Source organism: Streptomyces sp. GL_141, from assembly GCF_057834385.1.
This window is the reverse complement of sequence record NZ_CM174402.1, coordinates 254,328-272,930: the sequence shown is the minus strand read 5'-3', so window position 1 is coordinate 272,930 and position 18,603 is coordinate 254,328. Positions and strand designations below refer to the sequence as shown.

Here is an 18,603-nt window from a genome sequence, read left to right as displayed (position 1 = left end):
CCATGTCCGCACGTTTCACCGGCAAGAGCGTCCTCGTCACCGGAGCCGGCTCCGGCATCGGCCGGGCCGTCGCCCTCGCCTTCGCCGCCGAGGGAGCCGCGGTCGTCGCGGCCGGCCGCACCGCACTGCTGCTCGACGAGACGGTCGAGCTGATCGAGAAGGAGGGGGGCAGGGCGGTCGCGGTGACCGCGGACGTGACCCGCTCCGAGGACGTACGGGCCATGGTGCGCCGCACCGTCGAAGAATTCGGCGGCATCGACGTCGCCGTGAACAACGCGGGCGTCTTCCGGGGCGGCGGCCCCGTCGTGGACCTCGCGGAGGAGGACTGGCGCGGCATGCTGGACATCAACGTCACCGGTGTCCTCCTCAGCCTCCAGGCGGAGGTGGCCGCCATGCGCGACCAGCCCGCGGGCGGGGCGATCGTCAACATCTCCTCGAACCTCGGCGCGCACACCCGCATCCCGGGAGTCGCCGGCTACCTCACCACCAAGGCGGCCGTCTCCGCCCTGACCCGGGCCGCCGCCCTGGACCACATCGCCGACGGGGTCCGCATCAACGCGGTCAGCCCCGGCGCGACCGCCACCACGATGTCGCTGCGACCGGGGGAGGACGACGCCGAGCGTGCGGCCAGGATGAAGGACGAATCGCCGCTGGGCCGGGTGTCCTCCACCGCCGAGGTCGCGGCGGCCGTGCTCTACCTGGCATCGCCGGACGCCGGCTCCGTGGTCGGCACCGACCTGGTGATCGACGGCGGAGTCGGCGCCTGACCCCGGAAATGGGTCCGGCCCCCTTGACGCCTGGGCGTCAAGGGGGCCGGACCTTTCGTAGCGGGGACAGGATTTGAACCTGCGACCTCTGGGTTATGAGCCCAGCGAGCTACCGAGCTGCTCCACCCCGCGTCGTTGTGAACATCACTGTACGGGATCCCGGGCGGGCCTCCGACCACCGCCGAAAATCCAGGTCCGCCGAGACGGAAAAACTATCGTGGGCCGAGGAGAATTTCCGTACGGCCGGCGGAGCGGGTTTTATTTTCACGCCGAGCCGACCCTGGCGTGCTACTGTGGTTTTAGTTGCAGTTGTGGTTCCCAAAATTTCGAGCACCTCTGCCCGCTCCTCTTCGTAGGAGCAGGGCGAGTGTTCTTGTTTTTCCGGCGGTTTCCGGGCTGGGCAATCATCGGCGACTTGAGATTCGCACAGTGCGGATCTCCGGGCTGTGCCCCGAAGGAGTTAAAAACATGGCTAATGGCACCGTGAAGTGGTTCAACGCGGAAAAGGGCTTCGGCTTCATCGAGCAGGAGGGTGGCGGTCCTGACGTGTTCGCCCACTACTCGAACATCGCCTCGCAGGGCTTCCGTGAGCTTCAGGAAGGCCAGAAGGTCAGCTTTGACATCGCGCAGGGCCAGAAGGGCCCGACCGCCGAGAACATCGTCACCGCCTGACGTTCACGCGTAACCGCGTAGCTGGGGCCCGCACCTTGGGGTGCGGGCCCCAGCTCGTTGCGTTTTTTGGATCTGAGGGCCGTCTCGGCCCGCGTGCGCGGCGCGACGGGGAAACCTGTGCCGGCGCCCCACCGTTCGGCCGATGGATGCACTCCTCGGCTCCCCACCCGCATGCGGCGCATATTTCGCCGACACATAGGGTGATAATCCTTTCATGGCCGGTCGATCGATCGCAGTTCGATTCGACTCAGTCATATCTTTTTATGCTCCGGCTCATTCTTGTGAATCCTCGTGCGGCCAGCTTTTCGCCGCCGAGAACTCCTCGATGTGCGCCGTATCGAGGAAGGTTCTGCATGAACCGCACGACCCGCATGAATGACCGATCTTCGTCCTCCCGTACGGGTGGATCCAACAGCTCCTACGGCGGCTCCTACGGTGGCTCCTCCGGCAGCTCCTACGGTGGCTCCGGCTCCGGCGGCCGCTCCGGCAGCCGGTTCGGCTCCTCCGCCCCCAGCCGCTCCGGCGGTCCCAAGCGCTCGGGTGGCGGCGGCTACGGCGGGCGCCGTCCCGCCGCACCGCAGGGCGAGTTCGCCCTGCCGGTCACCGTGGTCCCCGCGCTGCCCGCCGTCGAGGCGTTCGCCGATCTGGAAATGCCGTCCCAGCTGCTCGCCACGCTCACCCGCGAGGGCATGACCACCCCGTTCCCGATCCAGGCGGCCACGCTGCCCAACGGTCTCGCGGGCCGGGACGTCCTGGGACGCGGCCGTACCGGCTCCGGCAAGACCCTGGCCTTCGGCCTGGCGCTGCTGGCCCGTACCGCCGGCCAGCAGGCCGAGCCGGGCCAGCCGCTCGCGCTGGTCCTCGTACCCACCCGTGAGCTCGCCCAGCAGGTCACGGCGGCCCTCACGCCCTACGCCCGCGCCGTGAAGCTGAGGATCGCCACCGTCGTCGGCGGCATGCCGATCCACCGGCAGGCCGGCGCACTGCGCGGCGGGGCCGAAGTGGTCGTCGCCACCCCGGGCCGCCTGAAGGACCTCATCCAGCGGGGTGACTGCCGGCTGAACCAGGTCGGGATCACCGTCCTGGACGAGGCCGACCAGATGGCGGACATGGGGTTCATGCCCCAGGTCACCGCGCTCCTCGACCAGGTGCGTCCCGAGGGCCAGCGGATGCTCTTCTCCGCCACCCTCGACCGCAACGTCGACCTGCTGGTGCGCCGCTACCTGACCGACCCCGTCGTGCACTCCGTCGACCCCTCGGCCGGCGCCGTCACCACGATGGAACACCACGTCCTGCACGTGCAGAACTTCGACAAGCAGGCCGCCACGACCGAGATCGCCGCCCGCGAGGGCCGCGTGATCATGTTCCTGGACACCAAGCACGGCGTGGACAGGCTCACCGAGCACCTCCTGAGCAGCGGAGTGCGCGCCGCGGCCCTGCACGGCGGAAAGTCCCAGCCCCAGCGCACCCGCACCCTCACACAGTTCAAGAGCGGGCACGTCAGCGTGCTCGTGGCCACGAACGTCGCGGCCCGCGGCATCCACGTCGACAACCTCGACCTCGTCGTCAACGTGGACCCGCCGACCGACCCCAAGGACTACCTGCACCGCGGCGGCCGCACCGCCCGCGCCGGCGAGTCCGGCAGCGTCGTCACCCTGGTCCTGCCCAACCAGCGCCGCGACATGGTTCGCCTCATGCAGGCCGCGGGTATCACCCCGCAGACCGCACAGGTACGCTCCGGCGAGGCCGAACTGAGCCGGATCACCGGCGCCCAGGCGCCGTCCGGTGTTCCGGTCGTCATCACCGCCCCCGTCACCGAGCGGCCCAGGGGCGGGACCGGCGGCGCCTCCCGGGGCCGTCGCAGCCGGCCCGCACAGGACCGGCGCAGCAGGACCTCCGCCACCGCACGGGGGCCGCAGCGCCAGTCCCCGGTTACCACGGCGGCTTAGGCGGCCCCGCCCGGATCCTGCCGGACCGGGCACGGACGGTTCTCTTCTACCTGTGAGGCAGCATGCGCTTCGTCATCGCCCGCTTTCCGTTCGACCTGACCAAGGCCGGCGTCCTCGAATCGATGAAGGGCGTCAAGCCCGAACCGATCACCGGTGACTCCGTGGTCATAGGGCGTCGTTCCTACCCCGTGAAGCAGGTGGGCGCGGTCATCACCCGCCAGGACCGCCGCGACTTCACGGCCGCCGAGGTGACCAGGGCCCTGACCGCCCTGGGCTTCACCTGCCGCCCGCTCGAAACGGTCCCGGCGCCCACCGAGGGGCTGAGCGCGGTCGAGAAGGCGTCGGCGATGCTCGGCGCCCCCTCGGGCGTGTAGCGGGGCCGCAGGAACAACGCGTACGGAGCCCAGGGCCCCGGCCGGCGACAGCCGACCGGGGCCCTGGGCCTTTTCCGTGCCGCGCCGCATCACGTACGCCCGGATCGGGCCCGGATCACGCCCGGGTCCAGCGCGGGCCCGCCGCGGCGGGGGCCGGCGGGGGAGCGGCCCCGTCCAGGCGCAGGCTCCGCAGGGTGGCGTCCGTCTCGCGCTGGAAGTGCGCGTAGGTGATGAGCCGCTCCCACAGCGGGTCGGGACGGCCGGGAACGGTGGCCCCGCGCGCCTCCCACTCACGGGCGAGCTGATCGAAGACGATCGCCCCGCCCGAGGGGGCGGGACTGCCCGACTGCTGCCGGGGAATGCCCCGTGCCAGCGCGGCGGGGGCGCGGTCGGGTGCCCGGTGGCGGGCCGGGGACGGGGAGACGGCGTGTGGAGTGCCCATGCCCGCCCCAACGATTCTGCGGGCCCCCGGGTACGCCTCCGGGCCCGGCGGGATGGAGCGCGCGGCCCGGGCGGGGCGCCGTCAGGCCGGCAGGCAGGCGGCCGATCAGCCGAGCCGGGTGGGCGAAGAAGCGGCCGGAGCCAGGACGCGGGGGGTCCCGGTGCCGTCCGCCGGGACCGTCCAGAGGTCCGTGGTGTCCACGGAGCCCTCGGTGGGCAGGGCGTAGGCCAGGGTCCGGTCGTCGAGCCAGAGCGCCTGATCGTCCACGCTGCGCTTCTCCGTCAGCGGCTGCTCCCGCAACGTCCCCAGATCCAGCACGTGTTCGCGCCACAGGGACGCACCGCGCTGCACCCGCTTCTTGTACGCGATCCTCGTCTCGTCGGGGGACAGGGACGGGCACTCGACGTTCGAGGCGAGGGTGGTGACGCTGCGCCGCGCGATCGAACCCTTCACCAGGTACGTCTGGTTGTCGGTGCCGAGGGTGGCGTAGAAGGTGTCGTCGTCCTTGGAGAAGGTGACGCCCCAGAAGTTGGTGTCGCTCGCGCTGTAGGGACGGCCGTCCCGCTCGATGGCGAACTTCTCCAGGTCCGGTTCGAGCGCCCCGGTACGGGTGTCCACGATCGAGGTCCGGGTGGAGAAGAACGCGGAGCCGTAGGACTCCCCGGCGACGAAGACGGTCCAGGCGGCGAAGCGGCCGCTCGGGGAGACCCGGGCCCGCGAGGGGGTGCCCGCGAGCGGGAACTCGCGCAGCGTGCGCAGTTCGGAGTCGACGATCAGCGCCCGGTTGTCCTGGGCGAGGGCCCCCGGGGAGGAGCTCAGGCACACACCGGTGCCGGCTGCGGCGTGGAACCGCAGGCAGCCGAGTCCCGAGGCGGTCCGCGGGTCCTGCGGTGAGCGGTCCGGTACGGAGACGAGGGCTCCGCGCTGCGGGCCCTGCGCGCCGTTGACGAAGCCCAGGGTGCCGCGCCGGTCGAGCGTGACCTTGCCCGGGGCGGCCGTCGGGTCGCCCGCGCGGGTCTGCTCGGAGCGGGCGGCGGCGCGCACCACCAGCACGCCGGCCACGCCTGCGAGGAGCAGCACGGCCAGGGCGAGTACGAGCAGCCGGCGGGAGCGGGTCATCGGGTTCCTCGGGAGCGTCGGGGGCGCGGGGCCCGGGCGGTGGCGCCGTCCGGGGCCGTGGGGCGGAGTACGAAACCGGCGACGGCCGCGCAGCAGCACAGGCCGGCCGCGGCGGCGGCGAGCGCCGGGCCCGAGCCCAGGACCGTCCACGCGGCGCCGAAGGCCAGTGAGCAGCCGAAGCGGGACAGGGCCTGGCCGGTGCCCACGAGCGCGATGCCGGTGGCCCGCAGCTTCGCGGGGACGGTCGCGGCGACGGCCGCGGGCAGCACCCCGTCGGTGGCGGCGTAGAACATGCCGTGCAGGGCGAGGACCAGGTAGGGGAGCGCGGGCAGGCCGGGGGCCCACAGGAGCAGCCCGTAACCGGCCAGCAGGAGGGCGTGCCCGGTGAGGAACACGGTGCGGCGTCCGATGCGGTCCGCGAGGGCGCCCGCCGGGACGGCCAGCAGCAGGAACACGGCCGCGGTGCCCAGGGGGAGGAGGGGGAACCACCGCTCGCCGATGCCGGTGCGGTCCTGGAGCAGCAGGTACAGGAAGGCGTCGCTGACGGTGGTCAGCCCGAGCAGGGCGGCGCAGCCCGCCAGGGCGCGCAGCCGGGGCAGCCGCAGCAGGCCCAGCGCGTCGCGCAGGTTCACCGCGTCCGGCTTCGGGGAGGCGGCTTCGGCGGCGGAGGGCTTCCGTGGAGCCGGGACCGGGGGAGTGGCGGCCTTCGGGCGGGCGGGCCGCGGCTCCGCGCCGGACGGCACGAACAGCAGGAGCACCACCACGCCCAGGGCGGCCACGCAGGCGCTGACACCGAAGACGGCGTCGTACCCGTCGACCGTCACGCTCAGGATGAAGAACGCGGCGAGCGGCCCGAGCAGGGCCCCGGTGGTGTCCATGGCGCGGTGCACGCCGAAGGCCCGACCCTGTAACTCGGGCGGCGTGGAAAGGGAGATGAGCGCGTCGCGCGGGGCGGTGCGCAGGCCCTTGCCGGTCCGTTCCAGGGCGAGGATCAGCGCCACCGGGCCCAGGCTGTGGGCGAGCAGCAGCAGTGGTTTGCACGCCGCGGACAGTCCGTAGCCGATACCGGCGATCAGCTTGTGGTTGCGGATCCGGTCGGCGAGGTGCCCGCCGGTCAGCTGCACCAGCGCGCTGACCCCGTTGTACAGGCCGTCGAGGGCGCCGAAGCCGAGCGGGCTCAGGCCCAGTCCGGCGACGAGGTAGAGCGGCAGGACGGCGGTGACCATCTCGGAGGAGACGTCGGTGATCAGGCTGACCGAGCCCAGTGCGAGGACGGCCGAGGCGACCGCGGGTCCGCGGACGGGGGATCCGTCGGCGGTGGCCTTCGCCTCCTCGGGCGCGGAGCGGTCCGCGAGGTACATGCTTTTCGAACTCCCGGTCCGGCGTCTGAACGGTGAGCCAGTCGTACGTGCGATTGGCACCCTAATGGTTGTACGGGCCAACTGGGCTGGGTACGACTGGATTCGGCCGCTCAGCCCCGCCGGTCGCTCGGACCCTGCCGGCAGCTCAGCCCTGACGGCTGCTCTCGTCGCGCAGCCAGGTGGAGAAGTCCCCGCTCCGGATGGCCTTGCGGGATCCCCGGCGGGCCGCGAGGGCCGCCACGACGAACACCACCACCCCCGGGAGCAGCCGCGGCTGGGCCCGGAGCAGCGCCCGCAGGTCTCCCGTACCGGTGCGTGCGGACGGCTGGGGCGCCGCCGGCCCGGAAGCCCGCGCGGCCTGGAAGCGCTCCAGCTCGGCGGAGGAAGTAGCCGCCCGCACCCGGCGTTTGATCAGATCGCGCCAGGTGCGCGGCGGGAGGACCACGACCCTGGCCGCCTCCACCACCCGCCGTTCTCCCGGCGCGAAGGCCAGGGACGCGGCCAGGTCGTCGGCCATCAGCGGCGGCAGCACGGCGAGCCGGGCGTGCCCCGGTTCGGTCACCGCGATGACCCCGCGCCCGAACAGTCCCTCGCGGACGGCCGGCAGCAATTGCCAGACCCGGTAGTACGCCCGGACCGGCCAGGCGCAGCCGCCAAGCGGAATGTCCCGGCCGGGGGCCGCGGCGAGCAGGTCCGGGCCCGCGGCGAGGGCGTCGGTCAGGGCCCGCACGTCGGCCGCGCCGACCACCACGTCGGCATCCACGTAGAGACGGGGGAAGCCGCGCGCGTGCTCGTCGCCCACCCGAAGTGCCCGGTGTTTGGAGGGAGTCGGGATCTCGACCACCCGTACGCGGGGGCCGCGAGCGGCGGCCACCGCCGCGGTGTCGTCCGTACAGCCGTTGCACACCACGACGATGTCGGGCCCCGGGGACGGGGCCTCGGCCAGGAGCGCGTCGAGGAGCCGGCCGATGACCCGGCCCTCGTTGTGGGCCGGGATCACGATGCTGGTCACCCCGGAAGTATGCATGGTCGAACGCCCGTACCGACCGTTTCCTCCAACTCTCCCCGGGGGTACGCCCAGTGGTCTAGATTGAACGCAGCCGACGGGATTCGGCGTGTTTCGGCAATGCCGTGATCCACGCTGCAATCCGGTCGGCGCAGGGTAGTTGGGGCAGGTTACGGGTTCGGCGGCTTGGGGGAACAGGCCGCCTGTCCGTGGCCGGCCGGCGCTAGGGGTGCCGGACGGCCGGGGGGCGGAAGTACGTGCAACACGTACGGCATCGGTCGTGGGGGCCATCACCGTCGGACGGGTCACGCACGGGTCGCACAGGCGCCCGGTGTGCCCTCGACGGCACCCCCTTCCTTCGCACGCGTCCCGGCCATGGGTCGTCGACACGCCTGCGGGCGTGCGCGGAAGGAAAGGGAACGCTGTGAAGGACACCGCGAAGGACGCCGGGCGCGACGCCACGGGCGCACGTGCGGGTGCCGGACGGACGGAGCCGTTAGGGGTCGCCGTCGTCGGAGCGGGCTACTGGGGCCCCAATCTCGTCCGCAACTTCCAGTCCAGTCCGGAGTTCAGGCTCCGCTGGCTCTGTGATCTGAACGTCGACCGGGCCCGCCAGGTGCTCGGCGACTACTCGACGGTCCAGGCGACCGCGGACTACGCGGCGGTCCTGGCCGACCCCGCCGTCGAAGCCGTCGCCGTGGCCACACCGGCCGGCACCCACCTCGACGTCGCCCTGGCCGCCCTGCGCGCCGGCAAGCACGTCCTCGTGGAGAAGCCGCTCGCCGCCACCTACGAGGACGGGCTGCGGCTGGTGAACGAGGCCGAGGAACGCGGCCTCACGCTGATGTGCGACCACACCTACTGCTACACCCCGGCGGTGGCCCGCATCCGGGACATGGTCCGCTCCGGCGAACTGGGCGACATCCAGTTCGTGGACTCGGTCAGGATCAACCTCGGCCTGGTCCAGAAGGACATCGACGTCCTGTGGGACCTGGCCCCGCACGACCTCTCGGTGCTCGACTTCATCCTCCCGGACAACGTGCACCCGGTCGCCGTCGCCGCGCACGGGGCCGACCCGATCGGGGCCGGCCAGTCCTGCGTGGCCTATCTGACGCTCCAGCTCAACACCGGCGCCATCGCGCACGTGCACGTCAACTGGCTGTCCCCGGTGAAGGTCCGCACCACGATGGTCGGCGGCTCCAAGCGCACCCTGGTGTGGGACGACCTCAACCCCACGCAGCGGGTCGCCGTGTTCGACCGCGGAGTCGACCTCACGGCCCCGCAGGAGATCGGCGCGGACGAGCGCCGCGACATGCTCGTCTCCTACCGGACCGGCGACATGGTGGCCCCCGCACTCGGCGAGAAGGAGGCCCTGCGCAGCATGGTCGAGGAGTTCGCCGCGTCGATCAGGACGGGGCGGCCCCCGCTCACCGACGGCCGGGCGGGACTCCAGGTCCTCGACATCCTCGAAGCGGCCTCCCGCAGCCTGGAGTTCAAGGGCGCCGTCGTCGGACTGCGCACCGGACGTTGAGCGTTGACGACGCCGCCCGGGGCACAGCCGCGTGCTGCGCGCCGGGCACAGCAGGGAAGACCATGACCGACTCAGTAGGGGCAGGGCGTTGAGCAGCGTACGAGGCAAGAGGATTCTGGTCACCGGCGGAGCGGGCACGATCGGCTCGCACCTGGTGGACCTGCTGGTGGACAACGGGGCACGCGAGATCGTCGTGCTCGACAACTTCGTACGGGGACGCCGCGCCAACCTGGCGCGCGCGCTGCCCAGCGGGGTCGTGGACCTGGTCGAGGGCGACATCCGGGACGTCACCGCGGTGCGCAAGGCGACCGAGGGAGCCGACTTCGTCTTCCACCTGGCGGCGATCCGGATCACCCAGTGCGCCGAGGAACCGCGGCTGGCCAACGAGGTGATGGTCGACGGGACGTTCAACGTGCTGGAGGCCGCCGCGGCCGCCGGCGTGGGCAAGGTCATCGCCTCGTCCTCGGCCTCGGTCTACGGGATGGCCGAGTCCTTCCCGACCACAGAGCGCCACCACGCGTACAACAACGACACCTTCTACGGGGCCGCGAAGGCCTTCAACGAGGGCGTGCTGCGCAGTTTCCACGCCATGTACGGGCTGGACTACGTCGCGCTGCGCTACTTCAACGTGTACGGCCCCCGGATGGACATCCACGGGCTGTACACCGAGGTGCTGATCCGGTGGATGGAGCGGATCGCCTCGGGCGAACCGCCCCTGATCCTCGGCGACGGAACCCAGACCATGGACTTCGTCGACGTCCGGGACATCGCCAGGGCCAACCTGCTGGCCGCCGAATCGGACCTGACCGACGAGGTGTTCAACGTCGCGAGCGGCTCCGAGACCAGTCTGCTCGACCTGGCGAACGGCCTCCTGGAAGCCATGGGCGCCGAGGGCCTGGCGCCGGAACACGGACCGGCCCGCGCCGTGAACGGGGTGACCCGCCGGCTCGCGGACACCTCGCAGGCCGCCGAGCGTCTCGGGTTCACGGCCGAGATCGACCTGCGCAGCGGGCTGCGGGACCTGGTCGACTGGTGGCGGGCCGAGCGCGCGGAGGCCGCGCAGACCGCGGCGGCCGCCGGTGACACCGCCGCCGCGGAAACCGGCCGATGAGCGCCCCGGACGCCGGCGCCGCCCCCGCGCCCGCCCCCGCCCGCATCCCCGTCATGATCCCGTGGCTCGGTGAGGACGAGGCGCGGGCCGCCGCCGACGCGGTCCTGTCCGGCTGGGTGGCCCAGGGACCCAGGGTCGCGGAGTTCGAACGGGCCTTCGCCGAGCGGGTGGGCGCCGAGCACGGCATCGCGGTCAGCTCCTGCACCACCGCCCTGCACCTCTCGCTCATCGCACTGGACCTCGGTCCCGGCGACGAGGTCATCGTCCCCTCGCTGTCCTTCATCGCCACGGCCAACGCCGTGCGCTACGTGGGCGCGCAGCCGGTGTTCGCCGACGTGGAGGAGGCCACCGGGAACCTGACCCCGGCCACCGTGGACGCCGTCCGCACCCCGCGCACCAAGGCGGTGATCGCCGTCCACCAGGGCGGGGTCCCGGCCGACGTGCACGCCCTGCGCGCCGCCTGCGCCGATCGGGGCCTGGCCCTGGTGGAGGATGCCGCCTGCGGCATCGGCGCCACCGTCGGCGGCAAGCCGGTCGGCCAGGGCGCGCTGCTGGCCGCCTGGTCCTTCCACCCCCGCAAGGTGATCACCACCGGCGAGGGCGGCATGGTGACCACGGACGACGCCGCGTGGGCCGAGCGGCTGCGCCGACTGCGCGAGCACGGCATGAACGTGTCCGCGGCGCAGCGGCACGCGAGCAGCAAGCCGATCGCCGAGAGCTACCTGGAGGTCGGCTACAACTACCGGATGACCGACATCCAGGCCGCGGTCGGCCTGGTGCAACTGGGCAAGCTGGACGAGATCGTGGCCCGCAGGCGGTACCTCGCCGCCCGGTACGCGCGGCTCCTCGCCGATGTCCCGGGTCTCACCCCGGTCCGGGACCCGGCTCACGGCGAGGGGAACTTCCAGTCGTACTGGGTGCTCCTCGCCGGGGACTTCCCCGTAGGCCGTGACGAGCTGCTCGCGGCGCTGGCCGAGGCCGGGATCTCGGCCCGGCGCGGGATCATGGCCTCCCACCTGGAACCCGCGTACGCCGGTCACGGTGCGGCGGCGCTGCCGGTGACCGAGCGGATCACCCGCGACTCGCTGATCCTGCCGCTGTTCCACACCATGACCGAGGAGCAGCAGGACCGGGTGGTTGCGGCGCTGCGCGATCAGGCCGGCGGCGGATGAGCGGGCCGCACGGTCCCGCGACCGGGACCGGGAGGGCGACGCCGACGACGGCGACCGAGAGCCTGCTGATCGTGGGCGCGGGCGGGTTCGCCCGGGAGACGGCCCAGGCCGTACGGGACGCGGCCGCCGCCGACCTGGCGGCCGGCCGGGCCCCGCGCTGGCGGCTCGCCGGTCACCTGGACGACGACCTGGCCCTGCACGGCCGGGACATCGACGGCGTACCCGTCCTGGGCGGCAGCGCCCTGGTGCACGAACGTCCCGACGCCCGCGTGGTGGTCTGCGTCGGCAGCCCCCGCGACTACGGGGTACGGGCCCGCCTGGTGCGGCGCCTGGCCCTGCCCGAGAGCCGGTACGCCACCGTGGTCCACCCCACGGCGGCGCTCTCCGGCTCCTCGGTCCTCGGGCCGGGCACGGTCCTGCTCGCGCACTGCGTGCTGACGGCGGCGGTACGGGTGGGGGCCCACGTGGCGGTCATGCCGCACGTGGTCCTCACGCACGACGACGAGGTCGGGGACTTCGCGACCCTGGCCTCCGGGGTCCGCCTCGGCGGCGGGGTACGGCTGGGGCGCGGTGCCTACGTGGGCGCCGGAGCCCTGGTCAGGGAGTACACGGCGGTCGGTGCCTGGTCGCTGACCGGAATGGGAAGCACGGTCCTGGCCGACGTGCCGGCCGGCGAGGTGTGGGCGGGAAGTCCCGCCCGCCGGCTGCGCGAGGCGGGGGGCCCGGCGCTCGAAGAGCTGCGGGCCGATGAGTCGGAGACCGGCCGGAGGCCGGAGACACGGATGGGGAGCACAACCGCATGAACCAGATACCGCTCGTCGACCTGAAGGCCGCGCACGCCGAGGTCGCGGACGAATTACGTGCGGGATTCGACCGCGTGCTGGCCGACACCGCCTTCATCGGCGGCGAGGAGGTACGGGCCTTCGAGCGCGAGTACGCGGCCTTCGCCGGGGTCGGACACTGCGTCGGCGTGGCCAACGGCACCGACGCGCTCGAACTGGCCCTGCGGGCGAGCGGAGTGGGCGTCGGCGACGAGGTCGTGCTGCCCGCGAACACGTTCATCGCCACCGCCGGCGCCGTCGCCCGGATCGGCGCCCGGCCCGTCCTGGCCGACTGCCTCCCCGACAGCCTGCTGCTCGACCCGCAGGCCGCGCTCGACGCGGTCACCAAGGCCACCCGCGCGGTGGTCCCGGTCCACCTCTACGGGCAGTGCGCCGACACCACCGCGCTCGCCGCGGGCCTGCCCCCGTACGCCAAGCTCGTCGAGGACGCCGCGCAGAGCCAGGGAGCCTCCCGGGAGGGCCGCACCCCGGGCAGCGGGGGGATCGCCGCGACCAGCTTCTACCCGGGCAAGAACCTGGGCGCCTACGGGGACGCCGGCGCGGTGGTGACCGACGACGAGGAGGCCGCCGACCTGGTCCGGGCGCTGGCCAACCACGGCGGCGTCGCCAAGTACCGGCACGACGTGGCCGGTTTCAACAGCAGGCTCGACGGTCTGCAGGCCGTCGTGCTGCGGGCCAAGCTGGCCCGGCTCGCCGAGGGCAACGAGGCCCGCCGGGCCGCCGCCGCCCGCTACGACGGGCTGCTGGCGGACCTGGCGGCCACGGGACGCCTCACCCTGCCGGTCACGGCTCCGGGCAACGTCCACGTATGGCACCTGTACGTCATCCGGGTCAGCGGCGCGGACCGCGACGCGGTCGTCGGCAAGCTCAACGCGGAGGGCATCGGCGCCGGCGTGCACTATCCGGCCCCGGTCCACCTCACCCCGGCCTTCGCCCACCTCGGACACGGCCGCGGGGCCTTCCCGCACGCCGAGCTGGCCGCCGACCGGATGCTCTCCCTCCCGCTCTTCCCCCAGATCACCGCCGCCCAACAGCAGCGGGTCGTGGACGCGCTCTCAGCAGCGCTGCGCTGACGCCCCGGCGTCGAATCACAAAGCCCCTCCCAAATGAGGTTCGGATGAACAGACGGACAAGGCTGCTGCGGTACGGGCTCTTCACCGTGGTGGCAGCGCTGATGGCGGCGGCGCTGCCGCCATCGGTGGCGGTCGCGGCGGACCCGTGCGGTCCCGGCTCCAACGCGATCGTGTGCGAGAACTCGAAGGCGGGCACACCGATGTCCGACTGGTTCGCACCCAGCGCCTACGGCGACATCAAGGGTTTCCCGGCCAAGGAGAGCGTGCAGGCGGGCGAGACCCTGCAGTTCAAGATCCAGTCGCCGACGGCGTACAAGGTGTCGGTCTACCGGCTCGGCCACTACGGGGGTGACGGGGCCCGCCTGATGTCGACCCCCGCCCAGGCCGCGCAGACGTACCCGGCGAACTTCGCGCAGGGGGGCAACCCGCAGAGCTGCACCACCAAGCCCTCCACCGGCCTGGTCGACTGCGGCAACTGGCCGGTCACCGCCACCTGGACGGTGCCCTCCGACGCCGTCTCCGGCCTCTACATAGCCAACTTCGACCAGGCGGACGGCAACGGGGTCATGCCCTACCCGTTCGTGGTCCGCAACGACGCCAGCCACTCCGACATCGTCGTGCAGACCAGCGACCAGACCTGGCAGGCGTACAACAACTACGGCGGCCAGGACCTGTACGACGGCGGCGGTCCCGCCCCCGACGGCCGCGCCTACGAGGTCAGTTACAACCGGCCGATGGACATCGGCGGGGAGAACGGGATCTACGGCTCCGAGTACCAGATGGTCGCCTGGCTGGAGCGCAACGGGTACGACGTCAGCTACATGTCCGGCATCGACATGTCGACCAAGGGCGCGACCCAGCTGCAGAACCACAAGGTCTTCATGTCCTCCGGGCACGACGAGTACTGGACCCAGGACCAGTTCACCAACGCCCTGAACGCACGGCACGCGGGCGTCAACCAGACGTACTTCGCCGGCAACGAGGTCTTCTGGAAGACCCGTCTGACCCCCAGCATCGACGGGGCCAACACGGCCAACCGGACCCTGGTCTGCTACAAGGAGACCAAGCTCTCCTTCCCGCAGCCCAACGGCATCCCCGACCCGAGCGGGATCTGGACGGGCACCTTCATGGACCCGGCCAGCGCCACGAACGGCCGGCCCTACCAGCCGCAGAACCAGGTCACCGGCTCGCTGTTCAGCGTGAACGGCTACCGGAGCGACGCGATCACCGTCCCCGGCGCCTACGCCAAGATGCGGCTGTGGCGGAACACCACCGTCGCGAACCTGACCCCCTCCCAGACCGCCACCTTCCCCGTCGGCACCCTCGGCTACGAGTGGGACAGCGACGTGGAGGACGCGGCGCGCCCGGCCGGGCAGATCGCGATGTCCTCCACCACGGTGGACATCACCGACGGCAAGTACCGCCTCGACTACGGGAACACGTACGGCAACGGGACCGCGACGCACAGCCTGGTCGCCTTCCGGGACCAGACCTCGGGCGCCCTGGTCTTCGGATCCGGCACCGTGCAGTGGTCCTGGGGCCTGACCAACATGCCGACCGGAAATCCGGACGACGCGGTGGTCACCGAGGACAAGCGCATGCAGCAGGCGACGGTGAACATCTTCGCCGACATGGGGGTCCAGCCCAAGTCCCTGCAGAGCAACCTGCTCGCGGCCACCGCCTCCACGGACACCACCGGCCCGGTCATCACCGTGACCAGCCCCGCGGCGAACGCCACGGTGCCCGCCCTGCGGCCGGTGACCATCACGGGCACCGCCGCCGACAGCGGCGGCGGAGTCGTGGCCCGCGTGGAGGTCTCCACCGACGGCGGCACCACCTGGAAGGCCACCACGGGCGTCGCGTCCTGGAGCTACAAGTGGACCCCGACCACCCCCGGTTCCGCGCAGATCAAGGTCCGCGCGGTGGACGACAGCGTCAACATCGGCGCCACCACCACCGTGCCGCTGACCGTGGGACCCCAGCAGTGCCCCTGCACCGTCTGGCCCGCCGCGGCCGTGCCGGGCACCGTCAACGCCGGTGACGGCAGCGCCGTGGAACTCGGCGTGAAGATCCGCTCCTCGGTGCCCGGATCGATCACGGGCGTCCGCTTCTACAAGTCCCCGGCCAACACCGGCACCCACACGGGCAGCCTGTGGAGCAGCACCGGCCAGCGCCTGGCCACGGGCACCTTCACCAACGAGACGGCGTCGGGCTGGCAGCAGCTCAACTTCTCCTCACCGATCCCCGTCAAGGCCAACACCACCTACATCGCCTCCTACTTCGCCCCCAACGGCGGATACTCCTTCGACACCACCTTCGCCTCGGCGGGCGCCGGGCTGGCCCCCTTCACCGCCCTGAAGAGCGGCATCGACGGAGGCAACGGCGTCTACCGCTACAGCGGCACCGGCGGGTTCCCGTCCACCGCCTCCTCCGGCAGCAACTACTGGGTGGACGCGGTCCTGGACACCGCCACCGCGAGCACCACGCCTCCGACCGTCACCTCGACCAGCCCGCAGTCCGCGGCCACCGGCACCGCGATCACCGCGACGGTGAAGGCCACCTTCAACTCGGCCGTGGACGCCGACACCCTGGTGTTCACCGTCAAGGGCCCCGGCGGCGTCACCGTCCCCGGCAGCAAGGTCCTCGACGTGTCCAACAGCGCCACCTTCACCCCGTCCTCCGAACTGGCGCTCAACACGACCTACACGGCATCGGTGCAAGTGGCCGACCTGTGGGGCAACGCCATGGCCGCGCCGGTCACCTGGACCTTCACCACCAGCGCGAGCCCGCCGGCGGTGAACTGCCCCTGCACCCTGTGGGGTCCGAACGCCACCCCGACCACCGCCAACGTCGGCGACGACACCAACTCCGTGGAACTGGGCACCCGTTTCCAGTCCTCGGTCGGCGGCTACGTCACGGGCGTCACCTTCTACAAGGGCCCCGGGAACACCGGCACGCACACCGGCAGCCTCTGGGCGGCCGACGGCACGCTCCTGGCCACCGGAACCTTCGGCAGCGAAACCCTCTCCGGCTGGCAGCAGCTGCACTTCGCGACCCCGGTCGCCATCACCGCGAACACCGAGTACGTGGCCTCGTACCACGCGCCGAACGGCAAGTACTCCGTGGACGGCGGCTACTTCAGCGGCGCGCACCGCTCCTATCCGCTGGTGGCCCCGGCCGACGGCGGCGGCGCGGGTACCGGCAACGGCCTCTACAAGTACGGGTCGGCCACGGTCTTCCCGAACAACACCTTCGGATCGGTGAACTACTGGGTCGGCCCGGTCTTCACCACCACGGCCCCCGCCCCGCTCGCGGCGGGATCCACGGAGGTGTCCGGCCAGTGAGCACGGTCAGCGTGGTGATCCCCTGCTACAAGTACGGCCACTTCCTGGCCGACTGCGTCAAGAGCGTCCTGGACGAACAGGAAGGCGTCGACGTACGGGTACTGATCATCGACGACGCCTCCCCCGACGACTCCGCGGAGGTCGCGCGCGCCCTCGCGGCGGCCGACCCCCGGATCGAGGTCCGGGTCCACGAGAAGAACCAGGGCCACATCGCCACCTACAACGAGGGCCTGCTCGAGTGGGCGGACGGGGACTACGTCGCCCTGCTCTCCGCCGACGACCGGCTGGTCCCCGGCGCCCTGGTGCGCGCCGCGGCCCTGCTCGACGCCCACCCGGAAGCCGGCTTCGCCTACGGCAGGCCGCTGCGGTTCCAGCACGGCGGACCGCTGCCCGCGGCCCGCACCCGGTCCACCGGCTCGGTGGTCTACCCCGGGCGGTGGTGGCTGGAGCGGCGCTTCCGGGAGGGCACCGGGTGCATCACCTCACCCGAGGTGGTCGTGCGCACCAGCCTCCAGCGCAAGGTCGGGGGCTACGACCCGGAGCTTCCGCACGCCGGGGACATCGAAATGTGGATGCGGCTCGCGGCCCACGCCGACGTGGGCTACGTCCGGGGGGCCGACCAGGCCTTCTACCGGGTCCACGGCAACAACATGTCCACCACGGACTTCGGTGGGCAGCTCGACGACCTCCGTCAGCGCCTCGTCGCCTTCGACTCGGTGCTGGAGAAGTGCGGCGGACTGCTCCCGGAGGCGGGCCGGCTGTCGACGGCGGCCCGCACCCGGCTGGCCCGGTACGCCCTGCGGCGTGCCTACCGGGCCTACGACCGCGGGCGCACCGCGGTGGTCCCGGTCGAGGAGCTGGAGGCCTTCGCCGCCGAGTGCCTGCCCGGGTACACCTCGCTCGCGGAGTACGGGGCCCTGCGCCGGCGCCGCCGGATCGGGGCCCGCACGATGCCGTACCTCCAGCCGCTCGTGCTGTCGGCCGTCGCCGACCGGGGGCGCGAATGGCTCTGGTGGCAGTCCTGGAAGCGCCGAGGGATCTGATGACACCGCACCACCGCCCCGAACCAGGGGCGTTGGCGGACGGGCGGCCCGCTGTCTCAGCGGGCCGCCGCGGCCGCCGGCACGGGGCTCCCGTCCCGCTCCGACCTGCTGCCCCCGGCGCCGGCGCGAACGCGCCGGCGCCGGGCGCGGCCCGCCAGGAACTGATCGGTCCACAGTGCGCAGGCCACCCCGGTGACCAGGGCCAGGAGGGCCGTCCCGGCCAGTCCGCGGCTCTTGGTCCCGAGCTGTGCCACCGCGGACGGCGGTACGAGCAGCGTGACGCTCATCCGGCCCGCCGCCGGGATCTTCTGCTCGGCCTGCATGTCCGCGAGGTGCTTCCCGTAGACCTCGACGACCTTCAGCACGGAACGGTCGGCCGTCGCCGGATCCGTGTGTTCCGCCTGGATCTGCAGGGAGGGGATCAGATAGCGCGGGGTGACGCTCGTGCCGCTGTTGCGCGGGATCAGCCGGTAGCTGCCCGCCACCCCGGCGGCCCGCAGTTCGGCCTCCCCGTCGGAGGAGTCCAACTGCTGTACGGCGGCCAGGGAAACGGCGGCCAGCGGCGGCTGCAGATTGGCGAGCTGGTTCGGCTGGTTGCCGGTCACCGGCGGCTTGAGCACCACGATCGCGGTGCTCACGTACGTCGTGGTGGGCCGGAGCACCTGGAGCGCCCCGGCGGCCGCGAGCACTGCCGCCAGGACCAGCACGTACCAGCGCCGGAGCAACGTGCGGAACAGCTCACCAGGCGACACAGGATTCCTTCCGTCGTGTTCGATCTTCCCAGGACGCCGGGCAAC

At 72.3% G+C, this 18,603-nt stretch carries 16 protein-coding genes and 1 tRNA gene; 11 read left to right on the top strand and 6 right to left on the bottom strand.

Going from position 1 to position 18,603, the window contains the following annotated elements:
* The first annotated feature begins 2 nt into the window (after positions 1-2).
* Positions 3-767, top strand: coding sequence for an SDR family NAD(P)-dependent oxidoreductase (locus AC3IX6_RS01170; protein WP_489368284.1), 765 nt, complete (start codon positions 3-5; stop codon positions 765-767).
* 58 nt (positions 768-825) lie between these two features.
* On the opposite strand, the gene AC3IX6_RS01165 is transcribed toward AC3IX6_RS01170, so the two are convergent.
* Positions 826-899, bottom strand: a tRNA-Met gene (locus AC3IX6_RS01165).
* Between the two features lie 336 nt (positions 900-1,235).
* On the opposite strand from AC3IX6_RS01165, the gene AC3IX6_RS01160 reads away from it, so the two are divergent.
* From AC3IX6_RS01160 to AC3IX6_RS01150, 3 genes are all read left to right on the top strand, one after another.
* Entirely contained in the window at positions 1,236-1,439 is a 204-nt protein-coding gene (locus tag AC3IX6_RS01160; RefSeq protein WP_053678014.1) for a cold-shock protein, read from the top strand.
* A 353-nt stretch (positions 1,440-1,792) separates the two neighbouring features.
* The gene (locus tag AC3IX6_RS01155) at positions 1,793-3,388 is read left to right on the top strand and encodes a DEAD/DEAH box helicase (RefSeq protein WP_489368283.1); all 1,596 of its coding nucleotides are present in this window, start codon (positions 1,793-1,795) and stop codon (positions 3,386-3,388) included.
* Between the two features lie 62 nt (positions 3,389-3,450).
* On the top strand, positions 3,451-3,762 hold the full coding sequence (locus AC3IX6_RS01150; protein WP_489368282.1) for an SCO5918 family protein: 312 nt from the start codon (positions 3,451-3,453) through the stop codon (positions 3,760-3,762).
* Positions 3,763-3,877: 115 nt separating this feature from the next.
* Here the strand turns inward: AC3IX6_RS01150 and AC3IX6_RS01145 are convergent, their stop codons facing one another.
* The 4 genes from AC3IX6_RS01145 to AC3IX6_RS01130 all read right to left on the bottom strand — a co-directional run bounded on the left by AC3IX6_RS01145 (position 3,878) and on the right by AC3IX6_RS01130 (position 7,696).
* Positions 3,878-4,204 carry a hypothetical protein gene (locus AC3IX6_RS01145; RefSeq protein ID WP_489368281.1) on the bottom strand — a complete coding sequence of 109 codons (327 nt, stop codon included), beginning with the start codon at positions 4,202-4,204 and terminating at the stop codon, positions 3,878-3,880.
* Between the two features lie 105 nt (positions 4,205-4,309).
* Positions 4,310-5,323: a TolB family protein gene (locus AC3IX6_RS01140; RefSeq protein ID WP_489368280.1), complete on the bottom strand. Its 1,014-nt coding sequence runs from the start codon at positions 5,321-5,323 to the stop codon at positions 4,310-4,312.
* Entirely contained in the window at positions 5,320-6,684 is a 1,365-nt protein-coding gene (locus AC3IX6_RS01135) for an MFS transporter (RefSeq protein WP_489368279.1), read from the bottom strand. Before AC3IX6_RS01135 ends, AC3IX6_RS01140 begins: the two co-directional genes overlap by 4 nt.
* A gap of 145 nt (positions 6,685-6,829) precedes the next feature.
* Positions 6,830-7,696, bottom strand: coding sequence for a glycosyltransferase (locus AC3IX6_RS01130; protein WP_489368278.1), 867 nt, complete (start codon positions 7,694-7,696; stop codon positions 6,830-6,832).
* A 418-nt stretch (positions 7,697-8,114) separates the two neighbouring features.
* On the opposite strand from AC3IX6_RS01130, the gene AC3IX6_RS01125 reads away from it, so the two are divergent.
* The 7 genes from AC3IX6_RS01125 to AC3IX6_RS01095 all read left to right on the top strand — a co-directional run bounded on the left by AC3IX6_RS01125 (position 8,115) and on the right by AC3IX6_RS01095 (position 17,806).
* A complete protein-coding gene (locus AC3IX6_RS01125; RefSeq protein ID WP_489368277.1) occupies positions 8,115-9,221 on the top strand; it encodes a Gfo/Idh/MocA family protein in 1,107 nt (368 codons plus the stop codon).
* A gap of 88 nt (positions 9,222-9,309) precedes the next feature.
* Positions 9,310-10,332, top strand: coding sequence for an NAD-dependent epimerase/dehydratase family protein (locus AC3IX6_RS01120; protein WP_489368276.1), 1,023 nt, complete (start codon positions 9,310-9,312; stop codon positions 10,330-10,332).
* A complete protein-coding gene (locus AC3IX6_RS01115) occupies positions 10,329-11,504 on the top strand; it encodes a DegT/DnrJ/EryC1/StrS family aminotransferase (protein ID WP_489368275.1) in 1,176 nt (391 codons plus the stop codon). Before AC3IX6_RS01120 ends, AC3IX6_RS01115 begins: the two co-directional genes overlap by 4 nt.
* A complete protein-coding gene (locus AC3IX6_RS01110; protein ID WP_489368274.1) occupies positions 11,501-12,307 on the top strand; it encodes a NeuD/PglB/VioB family sugar acetyltransferase in 807 nt (268 codons plus the stop codon). Before AC3IX6_RS01115 ends, AC3IX6_RS01110 begins: the two co-directional genes overlap by 4 nt.
* Positions 12,304-13,419 carry a DegT/DnrJ/EryC1/StrS family aminotransferase gene (locus tag AC3IX6_RS01105; RefSeq protein ID WP_489368273.1) on the top strand — a complete coding sequence of 372 codons (1,116 nt, stop codon included), beginning with the start codon at positions 12,304-12,306 and terminating at the stop codon, positions 13,417-13,419. The genes AC3IX6_RS01110 and AC3IX6_RS01105 overlap by 4 nt, the downstream gene beginning before the upstream one ends.
* A 44-nt stretch (positions 13,420-13,463) precedes the next feature.
* Positions 13,464-16,763, top strand: coding sequence for a DUF4082 domain-containing protein (locus AC3IX6_RS01100; protein WP_489368272.1), 3,300 nt, complete (start codon positions 13,464-13,466; stop codon positions 16,761-16,763).
* Complete coding sequence (locus AC3IX6_RS01095; RefSeq protein ID WP_489368271.1) at positions 16,760-17,806, top strand: glycosyltransferase family 2 protein; 1,047 nt, start codon at positions 16,760-16,762, stop codon at positions 17,804-17,806. Before AC3IX6_RS01100 ends, AC3IX6_RS01095 begins: the two co-directional genes overlap by 4 nt.
* Before the next feature lie 56 nt (positions 17,807-17,862).
* Here the strand turns inward: AC3IX6_RS01095 and AC3IX6_RS01090 are convergent, their stop codons facing one another.
* Positions 17,863-18,558, bottom strand: a complete 696-nt coding sequence (locus AC3IX6_RS01090) for a hypothetical protein (RefSeq protein WP_489368270.1) — start codon at positions 18,556-18,558, stop codon at positions 17,863-17,865.
* Between the last annotated feature and the right edge of the window lie 45 nt (positions 18,559-18,603).